We start from the raw sequence: 24,452 nt of genomic DNA, 5'->3' as shown, positions 1-24,452 counted from the left end.
ACCGGCCGGAGGGCGACGACGAAGGGGGATGCGGGATGCCGAGGACCGACGCCGGACGGGGGAGCGGGGCAAGCGGAGGGAAGCCGGACGCGGGCGGGGCGCGGACCGCGCGGCGGGCCGTGCTGGTGGCCGTGCCGTTCGCCGCCGCGCTCGCGGCCTTCACGGCCTGCTTCCTCGCCTGGCACGACCGGCTGCCCGACCGGCTCGCCACCCACTTCACCGGCAGCGGCGGGGCGGACGACTTCCAGAGCCGCGGCGCGGCGCTGTGGACGGGGACCGGCGTCCTGCTGGGGGTTGGTGTCCTGCTCGTCGCGACGGTCGTGCTGGCGCGCAGGAGCGCACCGCCGGCGCAGCGCTGGATGACCGCGCTCGGCGCGGGTACGGCGACGGTGATCGGCCCGCCGCTGGTCGGCCTGGTGGTGGTCAACCGCGACGCAGCCGATCCCGCCGACGCCTCCCTGCCGCTGTGGCTGATCGCCGTCTCGTTCGCCGCCGCCCTGGCCGTGGGCGCCCTGGCATGGCTGCTCGCGGGCCGTGACCCGGAGCCCGGGGAGGCCGACGCCGCCGCTGCGACACCCCCGCTGCGCCTCGCCCCGAGGGAGTCCGCCGTCTGGAGCCGCCGGGCCGGGTCACGCGTCCTGCTGGGCACCGGCGTCATCACCGGAACGGCGGGTCTGGTGGCACTGATAGTGGGAGAGTGGCCCGCCGGGCTGGTCCTGCTGAGCGTGGCCCTGTTCACGGGGCTGCTCGGCAGTGTCCGGGTCACGGTGGACCGGCGCGGCGTCGCGGTGGCCTCGCCGCTGCTGCCCCGCCCCCGGCTGCGGTTCCCCCTGGACCGCATCACCACGGCCGGGACGCGCGACATCAGCCCGCTGGCCGACTTCGGCGGCTGGGGCTACCGCATACGGCCCGGCGCGTCGGGCGTCGTGCTGCGCTCGGGGAAGGCGCTGAGCCTGCGGCTGCGGAACGGGCGGGAGTTCGTCGTCACCGTGGACGACTCCGCCACCGCCGCCGCGCTGCTCAACGGGCTGCTGGAACAGCGGCGGGCGGACGGCTGACGTGCTCTTCCGGATAAGCCCCGAGTCGCCCGTGCCGCTGGGCGAGCAGATAGCCGCCTGCGTGCGCGGCGCGGTGGCGGACGGCGCTGCCGTGCCGGGGGAGCGGCTGCCGCCCGCCCGCGAGCTGGCCTCCTCGCTGGGGGTCAACATGCATACGGTCCTGCGCGGTTACCAGCGGTTGCGGGACGAGGGGCTGATAGAGCTGCGCCGTGGCCGGGGCGCCGTGGTCACCTCGGACTCCACCGCCCGCTCCCGGGCGGCGCTGCTGACCTCGGTCCACGCCCTCGTCGCCGAGGCGCGGAGACTCGGCGTCGGCGACGAGGAGTTGGTGACGCTGCTGCGCGCCGCGCTCGCGGGCCCCGCCCCGGCCTGACCCGAACGCCAGGTCCCGCCCCGGGGTCGTGAGTCGGCCGTCCGCCGTGCGCGGTCCCGGGGAAGACCGGGCGGTGCGGGACCTTTCGCCTAGCGGGTCGGCGCGAGGCTGCCGGGCGTGCTGACGCGGGCCTGCGCCGGGCGGCGGGTCGGCGGCTGGGAACCGCCGCCCCCGCCCGTTCGGTTCAGGCGGCGCCGAGGGAGACCCGTGTCCAGAGCTGCCGCAGATGCGTGTCGAGGACGTCCCGCGCCCGCGCGGCCGTGAGGTGGCCGACGAGCACGTGCGCGGTGAGCCCGTCCGCCAGGGCGAGGAGGGCGTGCGCCTCCCGCTCCGCGTCGGCCCCCGTGCCCGCTTCGGCGAGCAGCCGGGTGAACGAGCCCTGGAGCGCCGCGTAGTTCTCCCGCAGCGTCGCGGCGAGCGGTTCGCTCACCGCCGCCTGGGCCACGAAGGCGAGCCACACCCGCGCCTCCGCCCGGTGCTCCTCCTCCAGCAGCGCGACCTCGACCGCCGCGTGCCCCACGGCGGTCGCGGCCGACTGGGCCGGACTCCGCACGAGGCGCGCCCGCGCCCGTTCCCCGATCCGCTCGCCGATCAGGCCGAGCGTGAAGACGAGCATCTCCTCCTTGGTGCCGAAACACCGCTGGACGGCGCCCATCGACACCCCCGCCCGGTCCGCGACGTCCCGCAGGGTCACGCCTTCGAGCCCCCGCTCGTCCGCGAGGCGGCAGACGGCCCCGGCGACGACGCGCCGCCGCTCCGCGTGATCCACCTGTCTGGGCACGCCCGTTCGCCTCCTCGACGCGTCGGCGGCCCCGGTCCGGCCGCGCGGCCCCACTTTATTCGATGCGCCCGCATCGGTTCCGCGCTATGGTCCGGCACGGTATCCGATGCGAGCGCATCGGAACGGGAGCGGGATACAGGGAGGGAACGCCCCATGCAGGAGGCGCTGTGGAGGATGACCGCCGCCGGACAGGCCGCGGCGGTGCGGCGCGGCGATATCTCGGCCGCCGCCCTGGTGGACAGCCACCTGGAACGCGTCGCCGAGGTCAACCCGCGCGTGAACGCCGTCACGCAGCAGCAGGCCGACCGGGCGCGCGCGGCGGCCGCGGAGACGGACCGCCGCAGAGCCGCGGGCGAGCCCCTCGGGCCGCTCGCGGGCGTGCCGTTCACCGTGAAGGAGAGCACACCCGTCGAAGGGCTGCCGACGACCTTCGGCGTCCCGCGCTTCCGGGACATGGTCGCCGAGCGCGACGCGCTCCCCGTCGCCCGGCTGCGGGCGGCGGGCGCCGTGCCGCTCGGCCACAGCAACATGCCCACCCTCGTCCTCGCCGGGATGCACACGCGCAGCGAACTCTTCGGCGACACCGCCAACCCCTGGGACCCCACGAGGACCCCCGGCGGCTCCAGCGGCGGCGACGCCGTGGCCGTCGCGACGGGCATGGCCGCCCTCGGACTCGGGAACGACTCCGGCGGATCGGTGCGCGTCCCCGCCCAGTTCTGCGGCGTCACCGCGCTCAAGCCGACCACCGGCCGCTTCCCCGCCGACCTCCGCGTCATCGGACCGGACGACCCGGGCCCGGCTACCCAGGCCCTCGTCACGGACGGGCCGCTCGCCCGCACCGTCGCCGACCTGCGGCTGGCCTACGAGGCGCTGGCCGGGACCGACCCGCGCGACCCGCGCGCCGTGCCCGTGCCGCTGTACGGCGAGCCGCTGCCGGGGCCGCCCACGGTCGCCGTCGTGGCCGACCCGGGCGGGCACGGCGTCCACCCGGCGGTGCGCGCGGCCGTCGCCACCGCGGCGGACGCCCTGCGCGACGCGGGGTACGACGTCCGGGAGGTGGACGACGTGCCCAGGCTGGACGAGGCGCTCGACGTCTACGGCCGCGTCACCCTCACCGAGTTCGCCCCCACCTGGCCCGCCGTCCGCACCCTGCTCGGCGAGGGCGGGGACCGGTACATCGCCCTGGCCATGGAACGCGCACGCCCCGCCGACGCGGCCGAACTCGTACGGCTGACGGGCACCTGGCTCGGCATCCGGCGCTCCTGGGCCGAGTTCCTGGACGCCCATCCCCTCCTGCTCGGGCCGGTGTTCACCGAGCCGCCGGTCGAGCCGGGCGTCGAGTCGCGCGACGCGGCGGGCCGCGACAGGGTCGCCACCGCCATGCGCCTGTGCACGGCGACCAGTTTCGTGGGCGTCCCCGCCGTGGCGGTGCCGACCGGCGTGGCGGACGGCCTGCCGCACGGGGTGCAGCTCGTCGGCCGCGCCTTCCGCGAGGACCTGTGCCTGGCCGCCGCCCAGGCCGTCGAGGACCGGCTGGGAACGTTCACGCCCCTCGACCCGCGCGGTGTCGCACGACGCTGAGCAATCCACTGGCCATCGCCGCCGGTAGACCGGCAGGGTGGGCCGCATGACGTTCTCCCTCATCGGTCACGACCCCGCCGCCGGGCTGACGGGCGTCGCCGTGGCCAGCTGCGTCCTGGCCGTCGGCGCCCGCGCGCCGGTCGCCAGGAGCGGCGTCGGCGTCGCCGTGGGCCAGGCCGCGTCCGACTTCTGGCACCCGCGCGCGGCGCTCGACCTGCTGGAACGCGGCGCCGCGCCCGACGATGCGGTCGCCGCGCTGCGGGCGCTCCCGGACGCCGCCGTGCGGCAGCTCGCCGTCGTGGACACGACGGGCCGCACCGCCGCCTGGACAGGCGGGGAATGCGCGGACAGCGCCGGGGACATGGCCACCGAACACGCCACGGCCCAGGGCAACACCCTGGCCGGGCCCGACGTCGTCCCCGCCCTCGTGCGCGGCTGGCGCGCCGCCGCCGGACTGCCCCTGCCCGAACGGCTGCTCGCCGCCCTCCGCGCGGGCGACGAGGCGGGCGGCGACCGGCGCGGCAGGCAGTCGGCCGCGCTGCTGGTCGTCGGCGACGACGAGCCCGTGGACCTGCGGGTGGACGACTCGCGCGCCCCCCTCGACGACTTGGCCCGCCTCCTCGCCGTGGACCGCGCCCACCGGCACCTGCGCGAAGCCGTCCAGCTCCACCGCGCCGACGACGCGGCCCGCCCCGCCGACGCCCGCGAGCGCGCGGCCGGTCTGTTGCTGAGCGCCGCGGCCCTGGCGCCGGACGACCCGCTCCTCGCCGAGTGGGGCCCGCGGATCGTCGGCACCACCGGCACGCTCCCCGCGCCCGACCGCGCACGCGCCGCCGCGCTGGCCGGGCGCGTCGCCTGGATCGCGGCCCTCCCGGCCGGTTGAAGGGGAACGGGGGCGGCCACGCGCGTGGCCGCCCCCGTCCGCCGAAGCCGTACGGTCACCCGGCCGTCGGCGCCGCCACCCGCTCCGGCGCCTCCGCGCCCGTCCCCCCGGCCGTCACGACCGGCTGCCGCCGCCCGCCCCGCAGCCCGAACGCCGTGACGACCGCCGCCACCAGCGCCGCCACGAGCGGCACGAGCAGCGCCGCCCGGTACCCGTCGAGCAGCGCGCCGGGCGAGGCCGACGCCGTCGCCGCGACGTTGACCGCCGTCGCCGCCGACAGCCCGAGGGCCGCGCCGAACTGGAAGGACGTGTAGAGCAGTCCGCCCGCGAGGCCCTGCTCCTCCTCCGCGATGCCCTCGGTCCCGACGATGGTCAGCGGCCCGTAGGCCAGCGCGAACGCCAGCCCGACGAGCAGCAGGCTCGGGAACATGGCCGCGTACGTCCAGTCCGCCTCGACCCGCAGGAACAGCCCGTACGCGAGCGCCGCCGTCAGCAGCCCGCCGAAGATGACACGCGCGTTCCCGAAGCGGGCGACGAGCCGGGGCGTCAGGGTCGGCGACAGCACCGCGTCCAGGCCCGCCACCAGCAGCGCGAGGCTCGCCTCGACGGTGGACCAGCCGCGCAGCTCCTGGAGGTAGAGCACCACGATGAACTGGAACGCGAAGAACCCGGCCGCGAACAGGAGCGCGCCGATGTTCGCCCGCACCAGGGCGGCGTTGCGGAAGATCCCGAGCCGCACCAGCGGGTCGGCCGTCCGCCGTTCGACGGCGATGAAGGCGCCGAGCGCCAGCAGGCCCGCGCCGAGCGTGCCGACCGTCCACAGGGCCGTGGTGTGGGACGCGCGCTCCACACCGAGCACGATGAGGATCAGCGCGGCGGTGACGGCCAGCGCACCGGCGGCGTCCACCCGCCGGGCCGTACGGGGCTCGGCCGCCTGCGGCTTCGGCACCCACGCGAGGGCCGCGACGAGCAGGACAAGCGACAGGATCACCGGCGCGAAGAACACCCAGCGCCAGTCCACCGACGCCAGCAGGCCGCCCGCGACCAGGCCGACCGTGAAGCCGCCCGCCCCGGTGCCCGAGTAGATCAGCAGGGCCTTGTCGCGCTCCGGGCCCTCCTCGTACGTCGTGGTGATGATCGACAGACCGGCCGGGGTCATGAACGCGGCGGCGACGCCGGTGACGAAGCGGGCCGTGATGAGCATCCAGCCCTCGGAGGCGAATCCGCCGAGGCCGGAGAACAGCAGGAAGACGGTCAGCCAGAACAGGAACATCCGCCGCCGGCCGAACAGGTCGGCGGCCCGCCCGCCGAGCAGCATGAAGCCGCCGTAGCCGAGGACGTAGGCGCTCATCACCCATTGCAGCTCGCCCGTGGCGAGCCCGAGATCGGATCTGATCGCCGGGAGCGCCACGTTGAGCATCGCGACGTCGATGCCCTCCAGGAAGATGGCGCCCGACAGGACGAGAAGCACGCCCCATTTACGGGTGTTCAGCGCGCTCATGTGCACTCCTCGAAGTGATGGAGAGGGAAAGGGGTGTATCGGGATGAAAGGGGCGCTGGAGAGGCGCGGGGAACACGGTGCGGAGGAACGGGACGGTGTGCGCGGGAGCCCTTGCCGGCCGGAGGGCCGGGGGTGCCGCGCTCTCCCAGCCTCCGCCGTCACGCGCGCGGGAACAACGCCGATCCGCTCGACGTTCGTTCAGCTGTCCTTGACGAACCGCCCCGACCCGGAGGGTCCGTATGGAACGCGACGAGCTGGAGTGCTTCCTCATCCTGGCCGAAGAGCTGCACTTCACCCGCACCGCGGACCGCATGCGCCTGTCCAAGGCGCGCGTCAGCCAGCTCGTGCAGCGCCTCGAACGCCGCGTCGGCGCGCCGCTGTTCACGCGGACCAGCCGCCGGGTCGCGCTCACCGCGCTGGGCCGCAGGCTGCGGGACGACCTGGCCCCGCACCACCGGGGCATCGAGGACGCCGTGGCCCGCGCCAGGGCGGCGGCGAACGGCGTGGACGGCGTGCTGCTCGCGGGCTTCACGACGCCGATGGCCGGTGAGGTGGTGATGCGGGTGGCGGAGGCGCTGCGCGCGGACCACCGCGGACTGTCCATCGAGGTCTGCGAGGTGTCGCTCGCCGACCCGTACGGGCAGTTGCGGAAGGGCGAGTTCGACGTCCAGCTGGCGGACTTCCCTGTCCGGCAGCCGGACCTGGCGCACGGGCCCACGCTGTTCACGGAGGAGCAGACGGTCGCCGTCGCGTCCCGTCACCCGCTCGCCGCGCGGGACTCGGTGTCGGTCGCGGACCTCGCGCGCGTCCCGCTGCTCGACGTCTGGCCCGCCCGCCACCTGGCGGACGGCGCGTCCCGCGGACCGGTCGCTACCACGCTCCAGGAGGCGCTGATCATGGTCGCGGCGGGCCAGGGCGCGCTGCCCACCGGCGCGCGCACCGCCCTGTACCACGCGCGCCCCGGCGTCACCTGGCTGCCGGTGCGCGACGCGCCGCCCGTGCGGTACGGCCTGGTCTGGCGGCTGGGGGACGACACGGGCGCGGTGCGGCTGTTCGCCGGGCGGGCGGGCGCCGTCGCGCGCGACCTGGAGGCGGTCGGGGCGGGCGCCGCCGTGTGAGGCCCGCGCCCCGGCGTCAGCCGAGCGTCCGGTAGAAGAAGGAGCAGTCCTTCAGCACCCCGGCCGGGTCCGCCGCGTACGCGGGGACGACGCCGTAACGGGTCCACCCCGCGCCCAGGTAGAGGCGCTCGGCCGGGCTGCCCGTCTCGGTGTCGAGCAGCAGCAGCGCGAACCCCTCGTCCGCCGCGGCCTGTTCGGCACCCGCCAGCAGCGTGCGCGCGAGACCCTGGCCGCGCGCGTCCGGGTGCACCATCAGTTTGACGATCTCCGCCCGGTGCCGCCCGTTCGGTTTCGGGTTGCGCGCGAGACTGACCGTCCCGACGATCCGTCCGTCCTCCTCGGCCGTCCAGATCGTGAGACCGCCGTCCACCACCGCAGCGCCCTGCCCGGCCCACCACGCCTCCGCCGCGGCACGGCCGAAGGGTGTCACGAAGCCGAGCGACGCGCCGTCCGCCACCACGTCGGCGAAGAGGTCCGCGAGGCCAGGCACCGCCGCCGCGAAGTCCCGGGCCGCCAGCCGGACGATCCGCGCCGTCACGGCAGCACCACCAGCAGCGCGTACCGCACGGGCTCGCGGCCCGCGCAGCGGAACCGCGTCCGCCCCCACACGCGGAACCGCAGGCAGTCGCCCGTCCCCACCTCGTAGGTCTCCTCCCGCTCCCCGTCGCCCACCGAGACGGTGAGCGCGCCCTCCAGCACCCAGATGTGCTGTTCGAGCCCGGCGACCGACGGTCCGTCGTACGCGAGGTCGGCGCCGGGCAGCAGCGTGCCCTCCACGACCTCGCCGCGCAGCCCCGGGTGCGGCGGCGACACCGACCGCCGCACGAATCCGGACACCTCGTCCCGCCATACGGACTGCCGCGCCGCCGGCACGAGATGCGCGGGCCGCTCCTCCACCTCGGCCAGCAGCCGCGACATGGTGTGGTCGTACGCGGCGCACAGCTTGTTGAGCACACCGGCCGTCGGGCTCATCTCGCCCCGTTCCAGCCGGGACAGCGTGGAACGGCTGACGCCCGTCCGCCCTGCCAGCTCGTCGAGCGACCAGCCGCGACCGGTCCGCAACTCCCCGAGGCGCCGCGCAAGCCGCGCCTCTATCTCCTCGGCGTCTCCCGCTCCCTCTCTCATGGCCGGGAGGATATCCCATATTCGGGAAAGCGCAGGTGGAGGCCCTACCCCGCCGACCCGCCCCTCCGCGCCCCGGCCGCCGCGGATAGGCTCGGCCGATCTTGCAGACCCCCTGTTCTTCTTTCCCGACCCCCTCCCCGAGGTGACGCGTGACCGCCGCCCCCGCAGCCGACGTCCGACCGGCACGGTCGTGGGGGCGGCGGGCCGCCACCGCCGTCGCCGTCACCGCCACCCTGGCCGCGGTGGCGCAGACACTCCTCCTCTCCGTCGGCATCGGCGGCTGGCTGCCCGGCTGGCAGCCCCTGCCCTGGCTCCTGATAGCCGTCCCCGCCTGGCTGTTCGCCCGCCCCGCCTGGCGCACCCCGCCCGCCGTCGAGCGCGCCGTGGACCTCCTGCGCCGCATACCGGCATGGGGCTACGCCCTCGCCGTCCTCGCCATGGCCGCCGCCGTCTGGGCCGCGCTCCAGGACAGCGAACCCTGGATCGGCCACGAGGAGGCCGTCTACGCCGACAAGGCCCGCTCCTGGCACGACGGCACGCCCGCCGCCGGCTGGGGCACGTACCGCCCGGTCGGCCTCCCCGCCCTCGGCCGCCTCGCCCTCGCCGTGCACAACGACGTCGGCGCCCTGCGCGCGGTCGCCCTGCTGCTCACCCTCTTCACCCTGACCGCCACCTACGTGACCGCCGCGCGCCTCACGACGCCCCGCCGCGCCGTCGTCACCACGCTCCTCCTCCTCGGCGGCCTCGGATTCCTGCGCCGGGTCCCGGAGTTCCTCAACGACATAGGCGCCACCGGCCTGTTGCTGCTCGTCGTGCTGCTGCTCGTCCGCGCCCAGGAGAAGCCGGGCTCCCGTGCCCTGCCCGCCGCCGCCGTCATCGCGGTGGCCGCCTTCTACCTGCGCTACGGCGTCGTCGGCAACCTCGCCGCCATCGTCCTCGGCGCCCTGCTCGCCTACGGCCCCCGCGCCTGGCTGGCCCAGCGGTGGCGGCTGGCCTGCGCCGCGGGCATCCTCGCCGCCGGTCTCCTCCCGCACTTCCTCTACGCCGTCCGCGAGACCGGCAGCCCGCTCGGCCTCGTCTTCTCCGCCACCTCGCAGGCCAACCGCGCCTACACGGGCGACGGCTTCGTCTACTACCTGTCCGTCTTCCCCTACCGCCTCGCCGGCGACCTCGGCGCCGTCGTCATGGCGGCCGGGCTGTACGGCGCGGCCGCCGCCCTCCTGCGCCGCCGCCGCGCCCGGCGCGGTACGGCGGCCGCGCGGCCGGACGACGCGCGCCGCGTCTTCCTCGGCGCGGCGGCGGTCCTCACGTTCGTCATCCTCGGCACGGTGACGGACGGCGAGCCCCGGTTCGTCTACCTGCCCGTCGCGCTCCTCACGATGCTCGGCGTCCAGACCGCCGCCGAGTGCGCCGGGCGGCGCGCCGCGACCGTGCTCGCCGCCACCGCCGCGCTGGCCGCCGTCACCGTCCCCGCGACGGCCCAGTACGTGGCGCACGCCGCGATGCCGGGCCCCACCGGTCAGGCCGCGTCCACCGTCCCCGTCGCCCGCGGCCTCGCGCGCGACGGCGCCTGCCTCCTCGTCACGGGCTACGAACCCGAGGTCGGCTGGTACTCCGGCTGCGACGCCGTCACCTACGCCCAGTACCGCCGCATGACACCGCCGGAGGACACGCGCGTCACCTTCGTCCTCTTCGAGCACGGCCGCCTCCAGCCGGACGCCGCGGGCCTCGAACGGCTCGTCGGCGGCCGTCCGGTGACCGTCACCACCTTCCCGACCGACGGCTCGCTCGGCACCGCCACCTCCGTCACCCTGCGCTGACCCGCACGGACGCGCACGCGCCGCCGCCGGAGGTGTGGGGTGGCGTGCCGAGGGCAGGCGATGTACTAGTCTTATCTTGACATCGAGATATCTGGAGACGGCAACGGCCGCCGCCCCGCCCGTACGGGGGCTTGGTTAGGGTCACCTTAGCGAGCCACCGCATGGTGCGAACGGCAGGATTGCCGTGTAACGCGCGAATCCATGTGGTGAAGGAGACAGTCGTGTCGGCCAACAGCTTCGACGCACGCGACACCCTGCGGGTGGGCGACGAGTCGTACGAGATCTACCGGCTGGACAAGGTGCCGGGCTCGGGCCGCCTGCCGTACAGCCTGAAGGTTCTGCTGGAGAACCTCCTGCGCACCGAGGACGGGGCCAACATCACCGCGGATCACATCCGCGCCCTCGGCGACTGGGACGCGAGCGCGCTGCCCAGCCAGGAGATCCAGTTCACGCCCGCCCGCGTGATCATGCAGGACTTCACCGGCGTGCCCTGCGTCGTGGACCTCGCCACCATGCGCGAGGCCGTCCGCGAGCTGGGCGGCGACCCGTCGCGCGTCAACCCGCTGGCGCCCGCCGAGCTGGTCATCGACCACTCCGTCATCGCCGACCGCTTCGGCACCGCCGACGCGTTCCAGCAGAACGTGGAGCTGGAGTACGGCCGCAACCGCGAGCGCTACCAGTTCCTGCGCTGGGGCCAGACGGCGTTCGACGAGTTCAAGGTCGTCCCGCCCGGCACCGGCATCGTCCACCAGGTGAACATCGAGCACCTGGCCCGCACCGTCATGGTCAGGAACGGCCAGGCGTACCCCGACACCCTCGTCGGCACCGACTCGCACACCACCATGGTCAACGGCCTCGGCGTCCTCGGCTGGGGCGTCGGCGGCATCGAGGCGGAGGCGGCCATGCTCGGCCAGCCCGTCTCCATGCTGATCCCGCGCGTCGTCGGCTTCAAGCTGACCGGCGAGCTGCCCACCGGCACCACCGCCACCGACCTCGTGCTCACCATCACCGAGATGCTGCGCAAGCACGGCGTGGTCGGCAAGTTCGTCGAGTTCTACGGCGAGGGCGTCGCCGCCGTGCCGCTGGCGAACCGCGCCACCATCGGCAACATGTCGCCGGAGTTCGGCTCCACCGCCGCGATCTTCCCGATCGACGCCGAGACCATCAGCTACCTGCGCCTGACCGGCCGCGACGCGCAGCAGCTCGCGCTCGTCGAGGCGTACACCAAGGAGCAGGGGCTGTGGCACGACCCGGCCGCCGAGCCGGAGTTCTCCGAGTACCTGGAGCTGGACCTCGCCTCCGTCGTACCGTCGATCGCCGGCCCGAAGCGCCCGCAGGACCGCATCGCGCTGACCGACGCCAAGCGCAAGTTCGGCGAGGACGTCCGCGCGTACCTGCCGAGCAGCGACGTGGACGAGGCGGGCAAGGAGTCCTTCCCCGCCTCCGACTCCCCGGCCCTCTCGAACGGCGTGACGAGCCGCCCGGTCACCGTCACGGCCCCCGACGGCAGCACGTACGAGATCGACCACGGCGCGGTCACCGTCGCCGCGATCACCTCCTGCACCAACACGTCGAACCCGTCGGTCATGGTCGGCGCCGCCCTGCTGGCCAAGAAGGCGGTCGAGCGCGGCCTCACCCGCAAGCCGTGGGTCAAGACCACCCTGGCGCCCGGCTCCAAGGTCGTCATGGACTACTACGACCGCGCGGGCCTGACCCCGTACCTCGACAAGCTCGGCTTCAACCTGGTCGGTTACGGCTGCACCACCTGCATCGGCAACTCCGGGCCCCTCCCGGACGAGGTGTCGGCCGCGGTGAACGAGAACGACCTCGCCGTCGTCTCCGTCCTCTCCGGCAACCGCAACTTCGAGGGCCGCATCAACCCCGACGTCAAGATGAACTACCTGGCGTCCCCGCCCCTCGTCGTCGCCTACGCCATCGCCGGGTCCATGACCGTGGACATCACCAGCGAGCCGCTGGGCACCGACACCGACGGCGAGCCGGTCTACCTGAAGGACATCTGGCCGACCGAGCGGGAGATCGAGGAGGTCGTCGCCTCCGCCATCGGCCAGGAGATGTTCGGCCAGAGCTACTCCGACGTCTTCGCGGGCGACGCCCAGTGGAACGCGCTGCCCATCCCGACCGGCAACACCTTCGAGTGGGACGCCGAGTCCACCTACGTCCGCAAGCCCCCGTACTTCGAGGGCATGGGGACCGACCCGGAGCCCGTCACCGACATCTCCGGCGCCCGCGTCCTGGCCAAGCTGGGCGACTCGGTCACCACCGACCACATCTCGCCCGCCGGTGCCATCAAGGCCGACACCCCGGCCGGCAAGTACCTCACCGAACACGGTGTCGAGCGGCGCGACTTCAACTCGTACGGCTCCCGCCGCGGCAACCACGAGGTCATGATCCGCGGCACCTTCGCCAACATCCGGCTGCGCAACCAGATCGCCCCCGGCACCGAGGGCGGCTACACCCGCGACTTCACGCGGGACGGCGAGGTCGCGTTCATCTACGACGCGTCGCGCAACTACCAGGAGGCCGGCGTCCCGCTGGTCGTCCTGGCGGGCAAGGAGTACGGCTCCGGCTCGTCCCGCGACTGGGCGGCCAAGGGCACGGCGCTGCTGGGCGTGCGCGCGGTCGTCGCCGAGTCGTACGAGCGCATCCACCGGTCGAACCTGATCGGCATGGGCGTGCTGCCGCTCCAGTTCCCGGCCGGGGAGACGGCGGACTCCCTCGGCCTGACCGGCGAGGAGACGTTCGCCTTCTCGGGCATCACCGCCCTCAACGAGGGCGGCGTACCGGAGACGGTGCGCGTGTCCACCGACACCGGTGTCGAATTCGACGCCGTGGTGCGTATCGACACTCCTGGGGAAGCTGATTACTACCGGAATGGCGGCATCATGCAGTATGTGCTCCGTTCCCTGATCCGCAAGTGACGGAAGTGACGCGATAACGCGCTTTCGGCAAAAGCGCGTTCACGTCCCAAACGCACGGGCCGCCCGCATTTGACGATGCGGGCGGCCCTTCGCGTGTGTCCCGGAGATCTCAACTCGGGAAAGTCTCCCGCCGTTGGGCGTCGGCGATCTTCCCCGCCCGCGGCGAGTGGACTATACCTGTCGGGAATCCGGGCGGGCCTCACCCGCGCGGCCCCACGAAGGCGAGGACTCGAACATGAATTCAGGTCCGTACCTCCCGCGCAGGACCCTCATCAGGAGATCCGCGGCCGCCGGACTCTTCACCATTCCCGCGGTCGGCGCCCTTTCCGCCTGCGCGAGCGGCGGCGGGGACGACGGGAACGGAGAGAGCACGGAACGCGGCGAGACCTCCGAGACGAACCCCTTCGGCGTCACCGACGCGGAACTCGAAGTCATGATCTTCGACGGCGGTTTCGGCGACCAGTACGCCCTCGACGCCGAGGCCATCTACAGCGCCTCCTACGGCGAGGTCGCGCACGACAAGACGCAGGAGATCCAGACCCGCCTCCAGCCCCGCCTGGTCCAGGGCGACCCGCCGGACGTCATCAACAACTCGGGCGCCGAGGCCCTGGACATCGCCGCCCTGATCCGCAACGAGCAGGCGCACGACCTGACCGAGCTGCTCGACGCCCCCTCCCTCGACGACCCGTCCGTCACGGTCCGCGACTCGCTGATGCCCGGCACCATCGAGGTGGGCCAGTTCGGCGGCGAGCAGATGTACCAGCTCAACTACGCCTTCACCGTCTACGGACAGTGGTACTCCCGCACGGCGCTCGCCCGCATCGGCGCCGAGTACCCGCAGACCTGGGACGAGATGCTCGCCGTCTGCGAGGCCGCGAAACGCGAGGGGATGGCGGGCTGGACGTACGCCGGCGTCTATCCGTACTACTTCAACTTCACGCTCTACCCCTTCATCGGCAAGATCGGCGGCCCCGAGGTCCTCCAGGCGATCGACAACCTGGAGCCCAACGCCTGGCGCCACGACGCCGTACGCGCCGCCTTCGAGGCGTACCACGAGCTGACCGCGCGCGGCTACGTCCTCCAGGGCAGCCCCGGGATGACCCACGAGGAGTCCCAGGACGAGTGGAACCAGTACCGCGCCCTGTTCATCCCCAACGGCTCCTGGGTCGAGAACGAGTCGGCCGCCAACACCCCGCCCGACTTCGACATGGCCGTCGGCCCGCCCACCGGCCTGGACACGTCGGACGCGATGCCGTTCGGCACGCTGTGGGCGTCCGGCAGCGAGCCGTTCTTCGTTCCGGCGCAGGGCGACAACGTCGCGGGCGGCCTGGAGTTCCTGCGGATCATGCTCGGCCGCGAGTCGGCGCGGAACTTCACCGAGCTGGTCTCGTCGCTGTCCTGCGTGCGCGGCGCGGCGGACGGACTCGAACTGCCCCCGGGCCTCACCAGCGCGGCGGAGGTCCTCGCCGCGGCGGGCGACAACCTGCTGATCCCCCGCATGCCCGGCTGGTACCGGCAGCTCAACAACGAGGAGATCGGCGGCGCCATCGCCGAGATGATGGCCGGGGAGATCGAGCCGGACGAGGCGATCAACCGCTGCCAGCGCGCCGCGGACGCCACCGCCCAGGACGACTCCATCACCAAGTTCACACGCTGAGGGGCGGCATGGAAGGCGCACCGAGCACGGAGCGGGCGGCGGCGGGCACGGTCCCGCCGCAGGGGGGCCCGCCGCCCGTGCGCACCAGGGCACCCGACCGGCTGTCCGCGGCCGACCGGCTGCTGTTCGCGGCGGCGTTCCTCACGCCGCCGCGCTGGACCCCGCGCCGCGTGCGGTACGACCGCCGCTACCGGCGTCTCGAGCAGTACCGCTTCGTCGCGTGGTTCCTCTCCCTCCCGCTGCTGGTCTACCTGGTCCTCGTCGTCTCGCCCTTCGTCCAGGCGTTCTTCTACTCGATGACGGACTGGACCGGATTCAGCAGCGATTACACGTTCACCGGCTTCGAGAACTACGAACGCCTGTGGAACGACGACTCTTTCTGGGACGCGACGCGCAACAGCCTGCTGCTCCTCGTCGCCGCGCCCCTGATCACGCTCGCGCTCGGCCTGTTCTTCGCCTTCATGCTGAGCGCGGGCGGACGCAGACGCCGCGACCAGGCGATTTCCGGGGTGGCCGGTTCCGGCTTCTACAAGATCGTCTATTTCTTCCCGCAGGTGCTCTCGCTGGCGATCATCGCGGTGATCTGGACGCGTATCTACAGCCCCCGCAGCGGAATTCTGAACGAGGGCCTCGGCGCCGTCGGCCTCGATTCCTGGCGGCGCGAGGACTGGCTCGGCGGCGACGTCGCGCGCTGGTGCGTCCTGGCGGTCCTGTGCTGGTCGTTCGTCGGTTTCTACGTCGTGCTGTTCTCCGCCGCGATGAGTTCGATCCCGGGGGAGATCTACGAGGCGGCGCTGCTCGACGGCGCCGGGCGCTCGGTCACGTTCTTCCGCATCACCTTCCCGCTGACCTGGGAGACGGTCAGGACCGGCTGGATCTACATGGGCATCCAGGCCCTCGACGCCTTCGCCCTCGTCAACGTGATGGTGCCGGAGCACGGCATGGACGTCCTCCCCAGCTACCTCTACGAGAAGGCGTTCCGCGACGGCCAGGCCGGGTACGCCACGGCGATCGGCGTCGCCCTCTTCCTCATCACCCTCGTCTTCGCGGCCCTCATGATGCGCGTGGGCCGGCGGGACCGCATCGAGTTCTGAGGAGAACCCAAGCGATGAGCAACACGCGCTCCGGCGAGGGCGCCGAGGTGCGCGCCGGCACGGGCGGCGGCGTGCTGAACGTCTTCGCCCACTCGTTCCTTGTCCTGTGGGCCGTGATGGCGGCGGGGCCGGTGGTCTGGGTCGTCATCTCCAGCTTCCGGCCGCACAGCGACCTGGTCTCCGACCCGTTCGGCCTGCCGACCGACCTCGCCTGGGAGAACTTCTCGAACGCCTGGTCGTCCGCCGACATCGGCCGCTACGCGCTCAACTCGGCGGTCATCCTGTGCGGTTCGCTGACCGGCACGATGCTGCTCGGCGCCATGGCGGCGTACGTGGTGGCCCGGTTCGCCTTCCCCGGCAACCGGGCGGTCCACCTGCTGTTCACGGGCGGCATGATGTTCCCGGTGTTCCTGGCGATCGTGCCGCTGTTCTTCGTCCTCAACAACTTCGGACTCCTGAACACCCGGCAGGGCCTGATCCTCGTCTACATCGCCTACTCCCTCCCGTTCACCGTCTTCTTCCTCGTCTCCTTCTTCCGCACGCTGCCCGGCGCCGTGCAGGAGGCGGCGACACTGGACGGCGCCTCGCACACCCGGACGTTCTTCCAGATCATGATGCCGATGGCCCGCCCGGGGCTGATCAGCGTCGGGATCTTCAACTTCCTCGGCCAGTGGAACCAGTTCGTCCTGCCCCGGGTCCTCAACGTGGGCGATCCCGACGACGCCGTGCTGCCGCAGGGCCTGGCCGCCCTCATGGTGCAGCAGGGGTACGAGGGGGACTGGGGCGCGCTGTACGCGGGCGTGACGCTGGCGATGCTGCCGGTGCTCGCCGTGTACGTCGCCTTCCAGCGGCAGGTGCAGACCGGCCTGACGGCGGGCGCGGTGCGGTGACGCGGCGGCCGTGAAACGGTATCCCTCCTGTTCCCCCACGGGCAGCCCCGAGTTCATATAGTGGGCGCGGCGCCGTCTCCCGCCACCCACGCTCGGGGCGGCCGGTGGGTCCACAGCCGTGCCCGCCAGGCAATCGGAAGTGGAGTGAGCCGTGGAGACTCCTGGGTCGCAGTCGTCGCTGCACCGGGCCAACCTGGAACGTGTCGTACGCGCCGTCCGGGCCGCCGGTTCGCTGACCCAGGCGGACATCGCGAGGACCACCGGGCTGTCGGCCGCCACCGTCTCGAACATCGTTCGGGAGTTGAAGGAGCTGGGCACGGTCGACGTCAGGACGACCTCGGCCAGCGGCCGCCGCGCCCGCAGCGTCTCGCTGTCCACGGACGCCGGGATCGTCGTGGGCGTGGACTTCGGCCACTCGCACCTGCGCGTCGCGGTCGGGAACCTGGCGCACCAGGTGCTCGCCGAGGAGGCGGAGCCGTTCGACGTGGACGCCTCGGCGGACGAGGGGTTCGACCGGGCCGAGAAGCTCGTCGGTCGCCTGCTGACGATGGCCGGGGTGGACCGCCGCAAGATCATCGGGATCGGCCTCGGCGTGCCGGGCCCGATCGACCTGGAGACGGGCGCGCTCGGCTCGACCGCGATCCTGCCGGGATGGCGCGGGATCAGCCCGCGCGAGGAGCTGGAGGCGCGCACCGGCGTCCCCGTGCACGTGGACAACGACGCCAACCTCGGCGCGCTCGGCGAACTGGTCTGGGGGAGCGGGCGCGGCTCGCGCGACCTGGCGTACATCAAGGTCGCCAGCGGCGTCGGCGCCGGGCTCGTGATCAACGGGCAGATCTACCGCGGCCCCGGCGGCACGGCGGGCGAGATCGGCCACATCACGCTGGACGAGTCGGGCCCCGTCTGCCGGTGCGGCAACCGCGGCTGCCTGGAGACGTTCACGGCCGCCCGGCACGTGCTGCCGCTGCTCCACGCGAGCCACGGCACCGATCTGACGATGCACCGCGTCGTCCAGCTGGCACGGGAGGGCGACCCCGGCTGCCGCCGCGTGGTCTCCGACATAGGCCGCCACATCGGCGCGGGCATCGCCCAGTTGTGCAATCTGCTCAACCCGAGCCGCGTCGTCCTGGGCGGCGACCTGGCCGAGGCGGGGGAGATCGCGCTCGGCCCGATCAGGGACGCGGTCGGCAGGTACGCCATCCCCAGCGCGGGGGCGGGGCTCGCCCTGGTGCCGGGGGCGCTCGGCGGGCGGGCCGAGGTGCTGGGCGCGCTGGCCCTCGTGCTGCGCGAGATGGGCGACGGACTGCTCCTCGGCACGGCCGACTGACCCACCGCACACCCCGAACACCGCGTCCGGCACGGCCACTTGGGCCGCCGGACCGGTCAGCGCCGCTCCCGGACCGCCCGAGCCGGTCCGACCGGCCGGGCACGCCGACAAGAAATAAAGTCACGGCAAGTCAACAGAAAGCCACGTGTATCACCGGGTACGCACACGCGATCCGCGTATTTACCCCATGAACCCGGAGTTGAAACGTCTGAGGCGCCAGACGTCGAAAGTCTCGGTTCGGTTGACCCTTGCTTTAAGTATTGACGCCAAGGGTCGCGCCGGAGTTAGCTGCTCGCCGACCGACGGCCGCAGAGCAGCGGCCCGACAGGGAGGCGAAGCCAACCATGCGTCGATACAAGCGATTTGCCGCCATGGCTGCCACGTCCGTCGTCCTGAGCGTCGCGCTCGCCGCCTGCGGCGAGGCCGGCGGCGGAGACGACGAGGGCGACGGCGGCGGCGAAGGCGGCGGCGGCAGCGAGAGCGGCACCATAGGCCTGCTCCTGCCCGAGGACCGCACGACCCGGTACGAGGCGTTCGACCGGCCGTTCATCGAGGACAAGATCGCGGAGCTGTGTCCCGACTGCGACGTCCAGTACCAGAACGCCGGTGAGGACGTGAACACGCAGAAGCAGCAGTTCGACGCCATGCTCACCCAGGGCGTGGACGTGATCATCCTGGACGCGGTGGAGTCCACCTCCACGTCGGCCTGGGTCGAGGAGGCCGCCGCCGAGGGCGTGCAGGTCGTCGCCTACGACCGGCTCGCCGAGGGCCCGATCGAGGCCTATGTCTCCTACGACAACTTCCGCGTCGGCGAACTCCAGGGCGAGACGCTGCTCGCGGCGCTCGGCGACGAGGCCGAGGGCGCCAACGTGGTCATGATCAACGGCTCGCCGACCGACCCGAACGCCGCCATGTTCAAGGAGGGCGCGCACTCGGTCATCGACCAGAGCGCCAACGTCGTCTTCGAGCAGGACGTCGACGGCTGGCAGGCCCCGATCGCCGGTGAGGACATGACCGACGCCATCGAGGCCCTCGGCGACGACGGCTTCGACGCGGTCTACGTCGGCAACGACGGCATGGCCGCCGCCGTCATCACCTCCCTGGAGTCGGCCGGCATCAGCGTCCCGGTCGGCGGCCAGGACGCGGAACTCGCGGGCCTCCAGCGCATCGTCGCCGGCCAGCAGGCGTTCACCATCTACAAGGCGCTCCAGCAGGAGGCGGAGACCACCGCCGAGATCGCCGTCGCGCTGCTGCGCGGCGAGGACATCGCGAGCCTCGCGCCCGACAGCGCCGACAGCCCGACCGACAGCGGCATCCCGTCCCGCCTGTTCGACCCGGTCGCCGTGACGGTGGACAACATCATGGACACCGTGGTCGCCGACGGGTTCTACACCGTCGAGGACATCTGCACCGCCGAGTACGCGGACGCCTGCGCGGCGGCCGGCATCGGCTGAGCCCAGCCGCCCGTTCCCCCGCCCCGGTCCGCCGCCGCCCCCGCCGGGCGCCGCGGCGGACCGGGGCCCGGGACTTCGCTCCGCCCCCGTGCCCTCCAGGAGAGGGCCGCCCCCATAGGAGTTGACTCCTGCCATGACCGCCACCGCCGCACCCGTCCTGGCTCTGCGCGGCGTCTCCAAGCGGTTCGGCGCCGTCCAGGCGCTCACCGACGTCGACCTGGAGATACGCCCCGGCCGCGTGACCGCCCTCGTGGGCGACAACGGAGCCGGCAAGTCCACCCTCATCAAGACCATCGCCGGGGTCCACACCATCGACTCGGGCACGATCAGCTGGAAGGACCGGCCGGTCCGGGTCACCAAGCCCGCCGACGCGCAGGACCTCGGCATCGCGACCGTCTACCAGGACCTGTCGCTGTGCGACAACCTGGACGTCGTCGCCAACCTCTACCTCGGCCGCGAGATCCGCCGCTGGGGCGTGCTGGACCAGGTGCGGATGGAACAGCGCTCCCGCGAGCTGCTCGACAGCCTCTCCATCCGCATCCCGAGCGTGCGCATCCCCATCGCCTCGCTCTCCGGCGGCCAGCGCCAGGTCGTCGCCATCGCCCGCGCCCTCGTCGGCTCGCCCGAGGTCGTCATCCTCGACGAGCCCACCGCCGCGCTCGGCGTCGAGCAGACCGCCCAGGTCCTCGACCTGGTCGAACGGCTGCGCGAGCAGGGGCTCGCCGTGGTCCTCATCAGCCACAGCATCGCCGACGTCCGCGCGGTCGCCGACGAGGTGGCCGTCCTGCGGCTCGGGCGGAACAACGGCGTCTTCGACGTGGCCACCACCACGGGCGAGGACATCATCGCCGCCATCACCGGCGCGACGGACAACGCGGTCTCCCGCCGCCGCACCCGCAAGGACACCACGGGCGGCACCGAGGACACCGAGGCCACCGAGGGCACAGAAGGCACGGACGGTGATGACACCCATGAGTAAGGACCTCGCACCCGACCCGCGCCTCCTGGTCCGCGAACGCGGCCTGGCCGGCTACGTCGAGGACTTCAGGCGGCGCCTGCGCGGCGGCGAACTGGGCTCCCTGCCCGTCGTCATCGGCATGATCGTGATCGCCGTCGTCTTCGAGGCGCAGACCGGCACCTTCCTCACCCCCCGCAACCTGACCAACATCTCGGTCTACATCGCGGGCCCCGGCATCATGGCCGTCGGCATCGTGCTCGTCCTGCTGCTGGGCGAGATCGACCTGTCCATCGGCTCCGTCGCCGGCCTCTCCGCGGCCCTGTGGGCGGTCCTCTCGGTCACCAACGGCGTCAACGACATCGTCGCCATCCTCCTGGCCATCGCCGCGGGAGCGGTCGTCGGCAGCATCCACGGCTTCTTCTTCGCCCACATCGGCGTCCCCGCGTTCGTCGTCACCCTCGCCGGCTTCCTCGGCTGGAGCGGCGTCCAGATCTGGGTCATGGGCGACGAGGGCACCATCAACATCCCGCGCGGCAGCTTCGTCCGCGACCTGAACAGCTACTACTTCAGCGACATCGCCGCCGCCTACGGCCTCGCCGCCGTCGTCACCGCCGGGTACGTGCTCGCGCTGTGGCGCCAGGAGCGCCGCCGCCAGCAGGCCGGGCTGCCCACCCGCCAGGCGAGCGAGATCATCGTGCGCGGCGCGCTCGTCGCCGTCGCCGCGTTCGTCACGGCCTGGACCCTGAACCAGCACCGCGGCCTGCCGCTCGCCCTGGTCATCTTCCTGGCCATCCTGCTGCTCGCCGACTTCATGGTGCGGCGCACCACGTACGGGCGGCAGATCTTCGCGGTCGGCGGCAACGCCGAGGCGGCCCGCCGCGCGGGCATCAACGTCGCCCGCGTCCGGCTCACCGTCTTCACCATCGGCGGCGCCCTCGCCGCCGTCGGCGGTCTCTTCTACGCGGCGCAGGCCGGCGGCGCCTCCAAGAGCCTCGGCTCAGGGAACCTGCTGATGAACGTCATCGCCGCCGCCGTCATCGGCGGCACGAGCCTGTTCGGCGGACGCGGCTGGATCTGGTCGGCCCTGCTCGGCACGCTGGTGATCCAGTCCATCACCACGGGGCTCAACCTCATGAACATGTCCAGCGAGATCCAGTACATGATCACCGGCGCGGTCCTGCTCCTCGCCGTGGTCCTCGACTCGGTCTCCCGGCGTACCCAGCGGACCGCCGGACGGACATAGCCGGGCGGATAATCGACCGCGCCGTACATGATCCGCCCGGAAACGGGCAGGGAGCGACCCGGACACCGCACGGTGGCCCGGGTCGCTCCGTATCCGTACGTATCCGCGATCCTCTCGCCACAGTCGTGGGCCGATCACACTAAACTCGACGGACGGCCGTCCTAAGCCCGACGCAAGGAGGAACGGTGCCGCTGCTGACCGGTATCTCGGGACCGCGCGATCTCGACCGGCTCACCCCTGAGCAACTGGTGGAGCTGGCAGGGGAGATCCGCTCCTTCCTCATCGACGCCGTCGCCAGGACCGGCGGCCACCTCGGCCCGAACCTCGGCGTGGTCGAGCTGACGATCGCGCTCCACCGCGTCTTCGACTCCCCGTCCGACCGCATCCTGTGGGACACCGGACACCAGTCGTACGTCCACAAGCTCCTCACCGGGCGCCAGGACTTCTCGGGGCTCCGCGCCCGCGGCGGCCTCTCCGGCTACCCGTCACGCGCCGAGTCCGACCACGACACCATCGAGAACAGCCACGCCTCGACCGTCCTCGGCTGGGCCGACGGCCTCGCCAAGGCGTACCGGCTGCGCGGCGAGCAGCGCCAGGTCGTCGCGGTCACCGGCGACGGCGCCCTCACCGGCGGCATGGCCTGGGAGGCGCTCAACAACATCGCCGCCGCCAAGGACCAGCCGCTCGTCATCGTCGTCAACGACAACGAGCGCTCCTACGCGCCCACCATCGGCGGCCTCGCTACCCACCTAGCGACGCTGCGCACCACCGCCGGGTACGAGCGCTTCCTCGCCCGCGGCCGCCAGATGCTGGAGAAGACCCCCGTCGTCGGCCGCCCGCTCTACGGCACGCTGCACGGCGCCAAGAAGGGCCTGAAGGACGTCATCGCGCCCCAGGGCCTCTTCGAGGACCTCGGCATCAAGTACGTCGGCCCGATCGACGGCCACGACATCCAGGCGCTGGAGGCGGCGCTCCAGCGCGCCAAGCGCTTCGGCGGGCCCGTCATCGTGCACTGCCTCACCGAGAAGGGCCGCGGCTACCAGCCCGCCCGCGACGACGAGGCGGACCAGTTCCACGCGGTCGGCGTCATCCACCCCGACACCGGCCTGCCGGTGTCCGTCTCCGGCGCCGACTGGACGTCCGTCTTCGGCGACGAGATCGTCCGCATCGGCCGCGAGCGCGAGGACGTCGTCGCCGTCACCGCCGCGATGCTCCGCCCGGTCGGCCTCGCGCAGTTCGCCGAGGAGTTCCCCGACCGGGTGTACGACGTGGGCATCGCCGAGCAGCACGGCGCCGTCTCCGCCGCAGGTCTCGCCTCGGGCGGGCTGCACCCCGTCTTCGCGGTCTACGCGACGTTCCTCAACCGCGCGTTCGACCAGCTGCTGATGGACGTCGCGCTGCACCGCTGCGGTGTCACCTTCGTCCTCGACCGGGCGGGCATCACCGGCCCCGACGGCGCCTCGCACCACGGCGTGTGGGACATGTCGATCCTCCAGTGCGTCCCGGGCCTGCGGCTCGCCGCCCCCCGCGACGCCGAGCAGCTGCGGCTCCAGCTGCGCGAGGCCGTCCAGGTGGAGGACGCCCCCACCGTGGTCCGCTACTCGCGCGGCAAGGTCGGCACGCCCGTCCCGGCCGTGGGCACGGTCGGCGGCATGGACGTCCTGCGCAGGCCGGAGGCGGGGACCGAGCGGCCCGACGTGCTGATGGTCTCCGTCGGCGCGCTCGCGCCCGCCTGCCTCGAAGCAGCGGAGCTGCTGCACAGCCACGGCATCACCACCACGGTCGTCGACCCGCGCTGGGTCAAGCCCGTCGACCCGGCGCTGCCCGCCCTCGCGGCCGAGCACCGGGTCGTCGTCACGGTCGAGGACAACAGCCGCGCGGGCGGCGTCGGCTCCGCCGTCGCCCAGGCCCTGCGCGACGCGGACGTGGACGTGCCGCTGCGCGACTTCGGCGTCCCCGAGCGCTTCCTGAGCCACGGCAGCCGCGAGCAGGTCCTCGCCGAGGTCGGGCTGACGGGCCCGGACATCGCACGCCAGGTCACGGGCCTGGTCGCGCGCCTCACCGGCTCGGTGGACGCGACCACCGGCGCCTGACAGGGCACCGCACCCCGCCCGGCCGCCGTCAGGCCCCCTGCACGGCGGCCGGGTCCATGTACATCACCTCCCAGTGGTGCCCGTCCGGGTCGAGGAAGCTGCGGCCGTACATCGGGCCCTCGTCGATCGGGTCCATCGCCGGGGAGCCGCCGGACGCCAGCGCGCGGTCGGCCAGCTCGTCCACCGCCGCGCGGCTGTCCGCGCTCAGCGTGACGATCGACTCGATCGTGGTGGCGGTGTCCGCGACGGTCCTGCGGGAGAAGGTGCCGAAGAAGGGCTCGGTCAGCAGCATCGCGAAGATGTCCTCGCTGATCACGAGACAGGCCGCGTTCTCGTCGGAGAACTGGGGGTTGAACGCGTAGCCCAGGTCGCTGAAGAACCGCTTCGAGCGGGCGAGGTCCTTCACGGGCAGGTTCACGAAGATCTTGGTCGGCATGGCGGCGTCCTCCCGGCGGGTGCTCCGGGGCCGCCCTGCGCGGCCCCACACCCCATACGACCGGGCCCGGCGCCAGGACTCATCTCTCCCACGCGCGATTCCCCAAGGTTTTTCTCCGCCC

Annotated in this window: 20 protein-coding genes; 15 read left to right on the top strand and 5 right to left on the bottom strand. The window is 73.1% G+C overall.

Annotated features, from left to right (window positions below; all coding sequences use genetic code 11):
• The first annotated feature begins 35 nt into the window (after positions 1-35).
• Together ACIBPC_RS16860 and ACIBPC_RS16855 are read left to right on the top strand one after the other, a co-directional pair.
• Complete coding sequence (locus ACIBPC_RS16860) at positions 36-1,058, top strand: DUF1648 domain-containing protein (RefSeq protein ID WP_398845186.1); 1,023 nt, start codon at positions 36-38, stop codon at positions 1,056-1,058.
• Position 1,059: 1 nt separating this feature from the next.
• Positions 1,060-1,431 carry a GntR family transcriptional regulator gene (locus ACIBPC_RS16855; protein ID WP_362965800.1) on the top strand — a complete coding sequence of 124 codons (372 nt, stop codon included), beginning with the start codon at positions 1,060-1,062 and terminating at the stop codon, positions 1,429-1,431.
• Positions 1,432-1,615: 184 nt separating this feature from the next.
• Here the strand turns inward: ACIBPC_RS16855 and ACIBPC_RS16850 are convergent, their stop codons facing one another.
• Entirely contained in the window at positions 1,616-2,212 is a 597-nt protein-coding gene (locus tag ACIBPC_RS16850; RefSeq protein WP_398845183.1) for a TetR/AcrR family transcriptional regulator, read from the bottom strand.
• A gap of 153 nt (positions 2,213-2,365) precedes the next feature.
• Here ACIBPC_RS16850 and ACIBPC_RS16845 point away from each other — a divergent pair, with 153 nt between their 5' ends.
• Entirely contained in the window at positions 2,366-3,793 is a 1,428-nt protein-coding gene (locus ACIBPC_RS16845) for an amidase (protein ID WP_398845180.1), read from the top strand.
• A gap of 46 nt (positions 3,794-3,839) precedes the next feature.
• Complete coding sequence (locus ACIBPC_RS16840) at positions 3,840-4,676, top strand: DUF1028 domain-containing protein (RefSeq protein ID WP_398845178.1); 837 nt, start codon at positions 3,840-3,842, stop codon at positions 4,674-4,676.
• 55 nt (positions 4,677-4,731) lie between these two features.
• On the opposite strand, the gene ACIBPC_RS16835 is transcribed toward ACIBPC_RS16840, so the two are convergent.
• Entirely contained in the window at positions 4,732-6,177 is a 1,446-nt protein-coding gene (locus tag ACIBPC_RS16835) for an MFS transporter (protein WP_398845175.1), read from the bottom strand.
• A 239-nt stretch (positions 6,178-6,416) separates the two neighbouring features.
• Between ACIBPC_RS16835 and ACIBPC_RS16830 the strand changes: the two genes are divergently transcribed.
• Positions 6,417-7,295 (top strand): LysR family transcriptional regulator, encoded by an 879-nt coding sequence (locus ACIBPC_RS16830; RefSeq protein WP_362965810.1) that lies wholly within the window; start codon positions 6,417-6,419, stop codon positions 7,293-7,295.
• 16 nt (positions 7,296-7,311) lie between these two features.
• On the opposite strand, the gene ACIBPC_RS16825 is transcribed toward ACIBPC_RS16830, so the two are convergent.
• Both ACIBPC_RS16825 and ACIBPC_RS16820 read right to left on the bottom strand, forming a co-directional pair.
• The gene (locus tag ACIBPC_RS16825; RefSeq protein WP_398845172.1) at positions 7,312-7,833 is read right to left on the bottom strand and encodes a GNAT family N-acetyltransferase; all 522 of its coding nucleotides are present in this window, start codon (positions 7,831-7,833) and stop codon (positions 7,312-7,314) included.
• Entirely contained in the window at positions 7,830-8,420 is a 591-nt protein-coding gene (locus tag ACIBPC_RS16820) for a helix-turn-helix domain-containing protein (protein ID WP_398845169.1), read from the bottom strand. The genes ACIBPC_RS16825 and ACIBPC_RS16820 overlap by 4 nt, the downstream gene beginning before the upstream one ends.
• Before the next feature lie 149 nt (positions 8,421-8,569).
• On the opposite strand from ACIBPC_RS16820, the gene ACIBPC_RS16815 reads away from it, so the two are divergent.
• From ACIBPC_RS16815 to dxs, 10 genes are all read left to right on the top strand, one after another.
• Entirely contained in the window at positions 8,570-10,240 is a 1,671-nt protein-coding gene (locus ACIBPC_RS16815; protein WP_398845167.1) for a glycosyltransferase family 39 protein, read from the top strand.
• 221 nt (positions 10,241-10,461) lie between these two features.
• The gene (acnA, locus tag ACIBPC_RS16810; RefSeq protein ID WP_398845164.1) at positions 10,462-13,179 is read left to right on the top strand and encodes an aconitate hydratase AcnA; all 2,718 of its coding nucleotides are present in this window, start codon (positions 10,462-10,464) and stop codon (positions 13,177-13,179) included.
• Between the two features lie 235 nt (positions 13,180-13,414).
• Entirely contained in the window at positions 13,415-14,836 is a 1,422-nt protein-coding gene (gene ngcE, locus ACIBPC_RS16805) for an N-acetylglucosamine/diacetylchitobiose ABC transporter substrate-binding protein (protein WP_362965820.1), read from the top strand.
• Between the two features lie 8 nt (positions 14,837-14,844).
• Positions 14,845-15,930 (top strand): sugar ABC transporter permease, encoded by a 1,086-nt coding sequence (locus ACIBPC_RS16800; RefSeq protein WP_362965822.1) that lies wholly within the window; start codon positions 14,845-14,847, stop codon positions 15,928-15,930.
• A gap of 14 nt (positions 15,931-15,944) precedes the next feature.
• On the top strand, positions 15,945-16,820 hold the full coding sequence (locus ACIBPC_RS16795; protein WP_362965824.1) for a carbohydrate ABC transporter permease: 876 nt from the start codon (positions 15,945-15,947) through the stop codon (positions 16,818-16,820).
• Between the two features lie 151 nt (positions 16,821-16,971).
• A complete protein-coding gene (locus ACIBPC_RS16790) occupies positions 16,972-18,147 on the top strand; it encodes an ROK family transcriptional regulator (protein ID WP_362965826.1) in 1,176 nt (391 codons plus the stop codon).
• A 344-nt stretch (positions 18,148-18,491) separates the two neighbouring features.
• Positions 18,492-19,601, top strand: coding sequence for a sugar ABC transporter substrate-binding protein (locus tag ACIBPC_RS16785; protein ID WP_398845160.1), 1,110 nt, complete (start codon positions 18,492-18,494; stop codon positions 19,599-19,601).
• A gap of 133 nt (positions 19,602-19,734) precedes the next feature.
• A complete protein-coding gene (locus ACIBPC_RS16780; protein ID WP_398845158.1) occupies positions 19,735-20,580 on the top strand; it encodes an ATP-binding cassette domain-containing protein in 846 nt (281 codons plus the stop codon).
• Positions 20,573-21,802 carry a sugar ABC transporter permease gene (locus ACIBPC_RS16775; protein WP_362965832.1) on the top strand — a complete coding sequence of 410 codons (1,230 nt, stop codon included), beginning with the start codon at positions 20,573-20,575 and terminating at the stop codon, positions 21,800-21,802. Before ACIBPC_RS16780 ends, ACIBPC_RS16775 begins: the two co-directional genes overlap by 8 nt.
• Positions 21,803-21,987: 185 nt before the next feature.
• Complete coding sequence (gene dxs, locus ACIBPC_RS16770; RefSeq protein ID WP_398845154.1) at positions 21,988-23,895, top strand: 1-deoxy-D-xylulose-5-phosphate synthase; 1,908 nt, start codon at positions 21,988-21,990, stop codon at positions 23,893-23,895.
• A 28-nt stretch (positions 23,896-23,923) separates the two neighbouring features.
• Here dxs and ACIBPC_RS16765 read toward each other — a convergent pair whose 3' ends face one another.
• A complete protein-coding gene (locus ACIBPC_RS16765) occupies positions 23,924-24,331 on the bottom strand; it encodes a VOC family protein (RefSeq protein ID WP_398845152.1) in 408 nt (135 codons plus the stop codon).
• Between the last annotated feature and the right edge of the window lie 121 nt (positions 24,332-24,452).

Source organism: Streptomyces sp. NPDC049879, assembly GCF_044461265.1.
Lineage (GTDB): Bacteria > Actinomycetota > Actinomycetes > Streptomycetales > Streptomycetaceae > Streptomyces.
This window is presented reverse-complemented; position numbering and strand designations above follow the sequence as displayed.

Coding starts and splice junctions, on each gene's coding strand:
- ACIBPC_RS16860 (WP_398845186.1), top strand. CDS start 36: ATGCCGAGGACCGACGCCGGACGGGGGAGCGGGGCAAGCGGAGGGAAG.
- ACIBPC_RS16845 (WP_398845180.1), top strand. CDS start 2,366: ATGCAGGAGGCGCTGTGGAGGATGACCGCCGCCGGACAGGCCGCGGCG.
- ACIBPC_RS16840 (WP_398845178.1), top strand. CDS start 3,840: ATGACGTTCTCCCTCATCGGTCACGACCCCGCCGCCGGGCTGACGGGC.
- ACIBPC_RS16835 (WP_398845175.1), bottom strand. CDS start 6,177: ATGAGCGCGCTGAACACCCGTAAATGGGGCGTGCTTCTCGTCCTGTCG.
- ACIBPC_RS16830 (WP_362965810.1), top strand. CDS start 6,417: ATGGAACGCGACGAGCTGGAGTGCTTCCTCATCCTGGCCGAAGAGCTG.
- ACIBPC_RS16820 (WP_398845169.1), bottom strand. CDS start 8,420: ATGAGAGAGGGAGCGGGAGACGCCGAGGAGATAGAGGCGCGGCTTGCG.
- ngcE (WP_362965820.1), top strand. CDS start 13,415: ATGAATTCAGGTCCGTACCTCCCGCGCAGGACCCTCATCAGGAGATCC.
- ACIBPC_RS16800 (WP_362965822.1), top strand. CDS start 14,845: ATGGAAGGCGCACCGAGCACGGAGCGGGCGGCGGCGGGCACGGTCCCG.
- ACIBPC_RS16795 (WP_362965824.1), top strand. CDS start 15,945: ATGAGCAACACGCGCTCCGGCGAGGGCGCCGAGGTGCGCGCCGGCACG.
- ACIBPC_RS16785 (WP_398845160.1), top strand. CDS start 18,492: ATGCGTCGATACAAGCGATTTGCCGCCATGGCTGCCACGTCCGTCGTC.
- ACIBPC_RS16780 (WP_398845158.1), top strand. CDS start 19,735: ATGACCGCCACCGCCGCACCCGTCCTGGCTCTGCGCGGCGTCTCCAAG.
- ACIBPC_RS16775 (WP_362965832.1), top strand. CDS start 20,573: ATGAGTAAGGACCTCGCACCCGACCCGCGCCTCCTGGTCCGCGAACGC.
- ACIBPC_RS16765 (WP_398845152.1), bottom strand. CDS start 24,331: ATGCCGACCAAGATCTTCGTGAACCTGCCCGTGAAGGACCTCGCCCGC.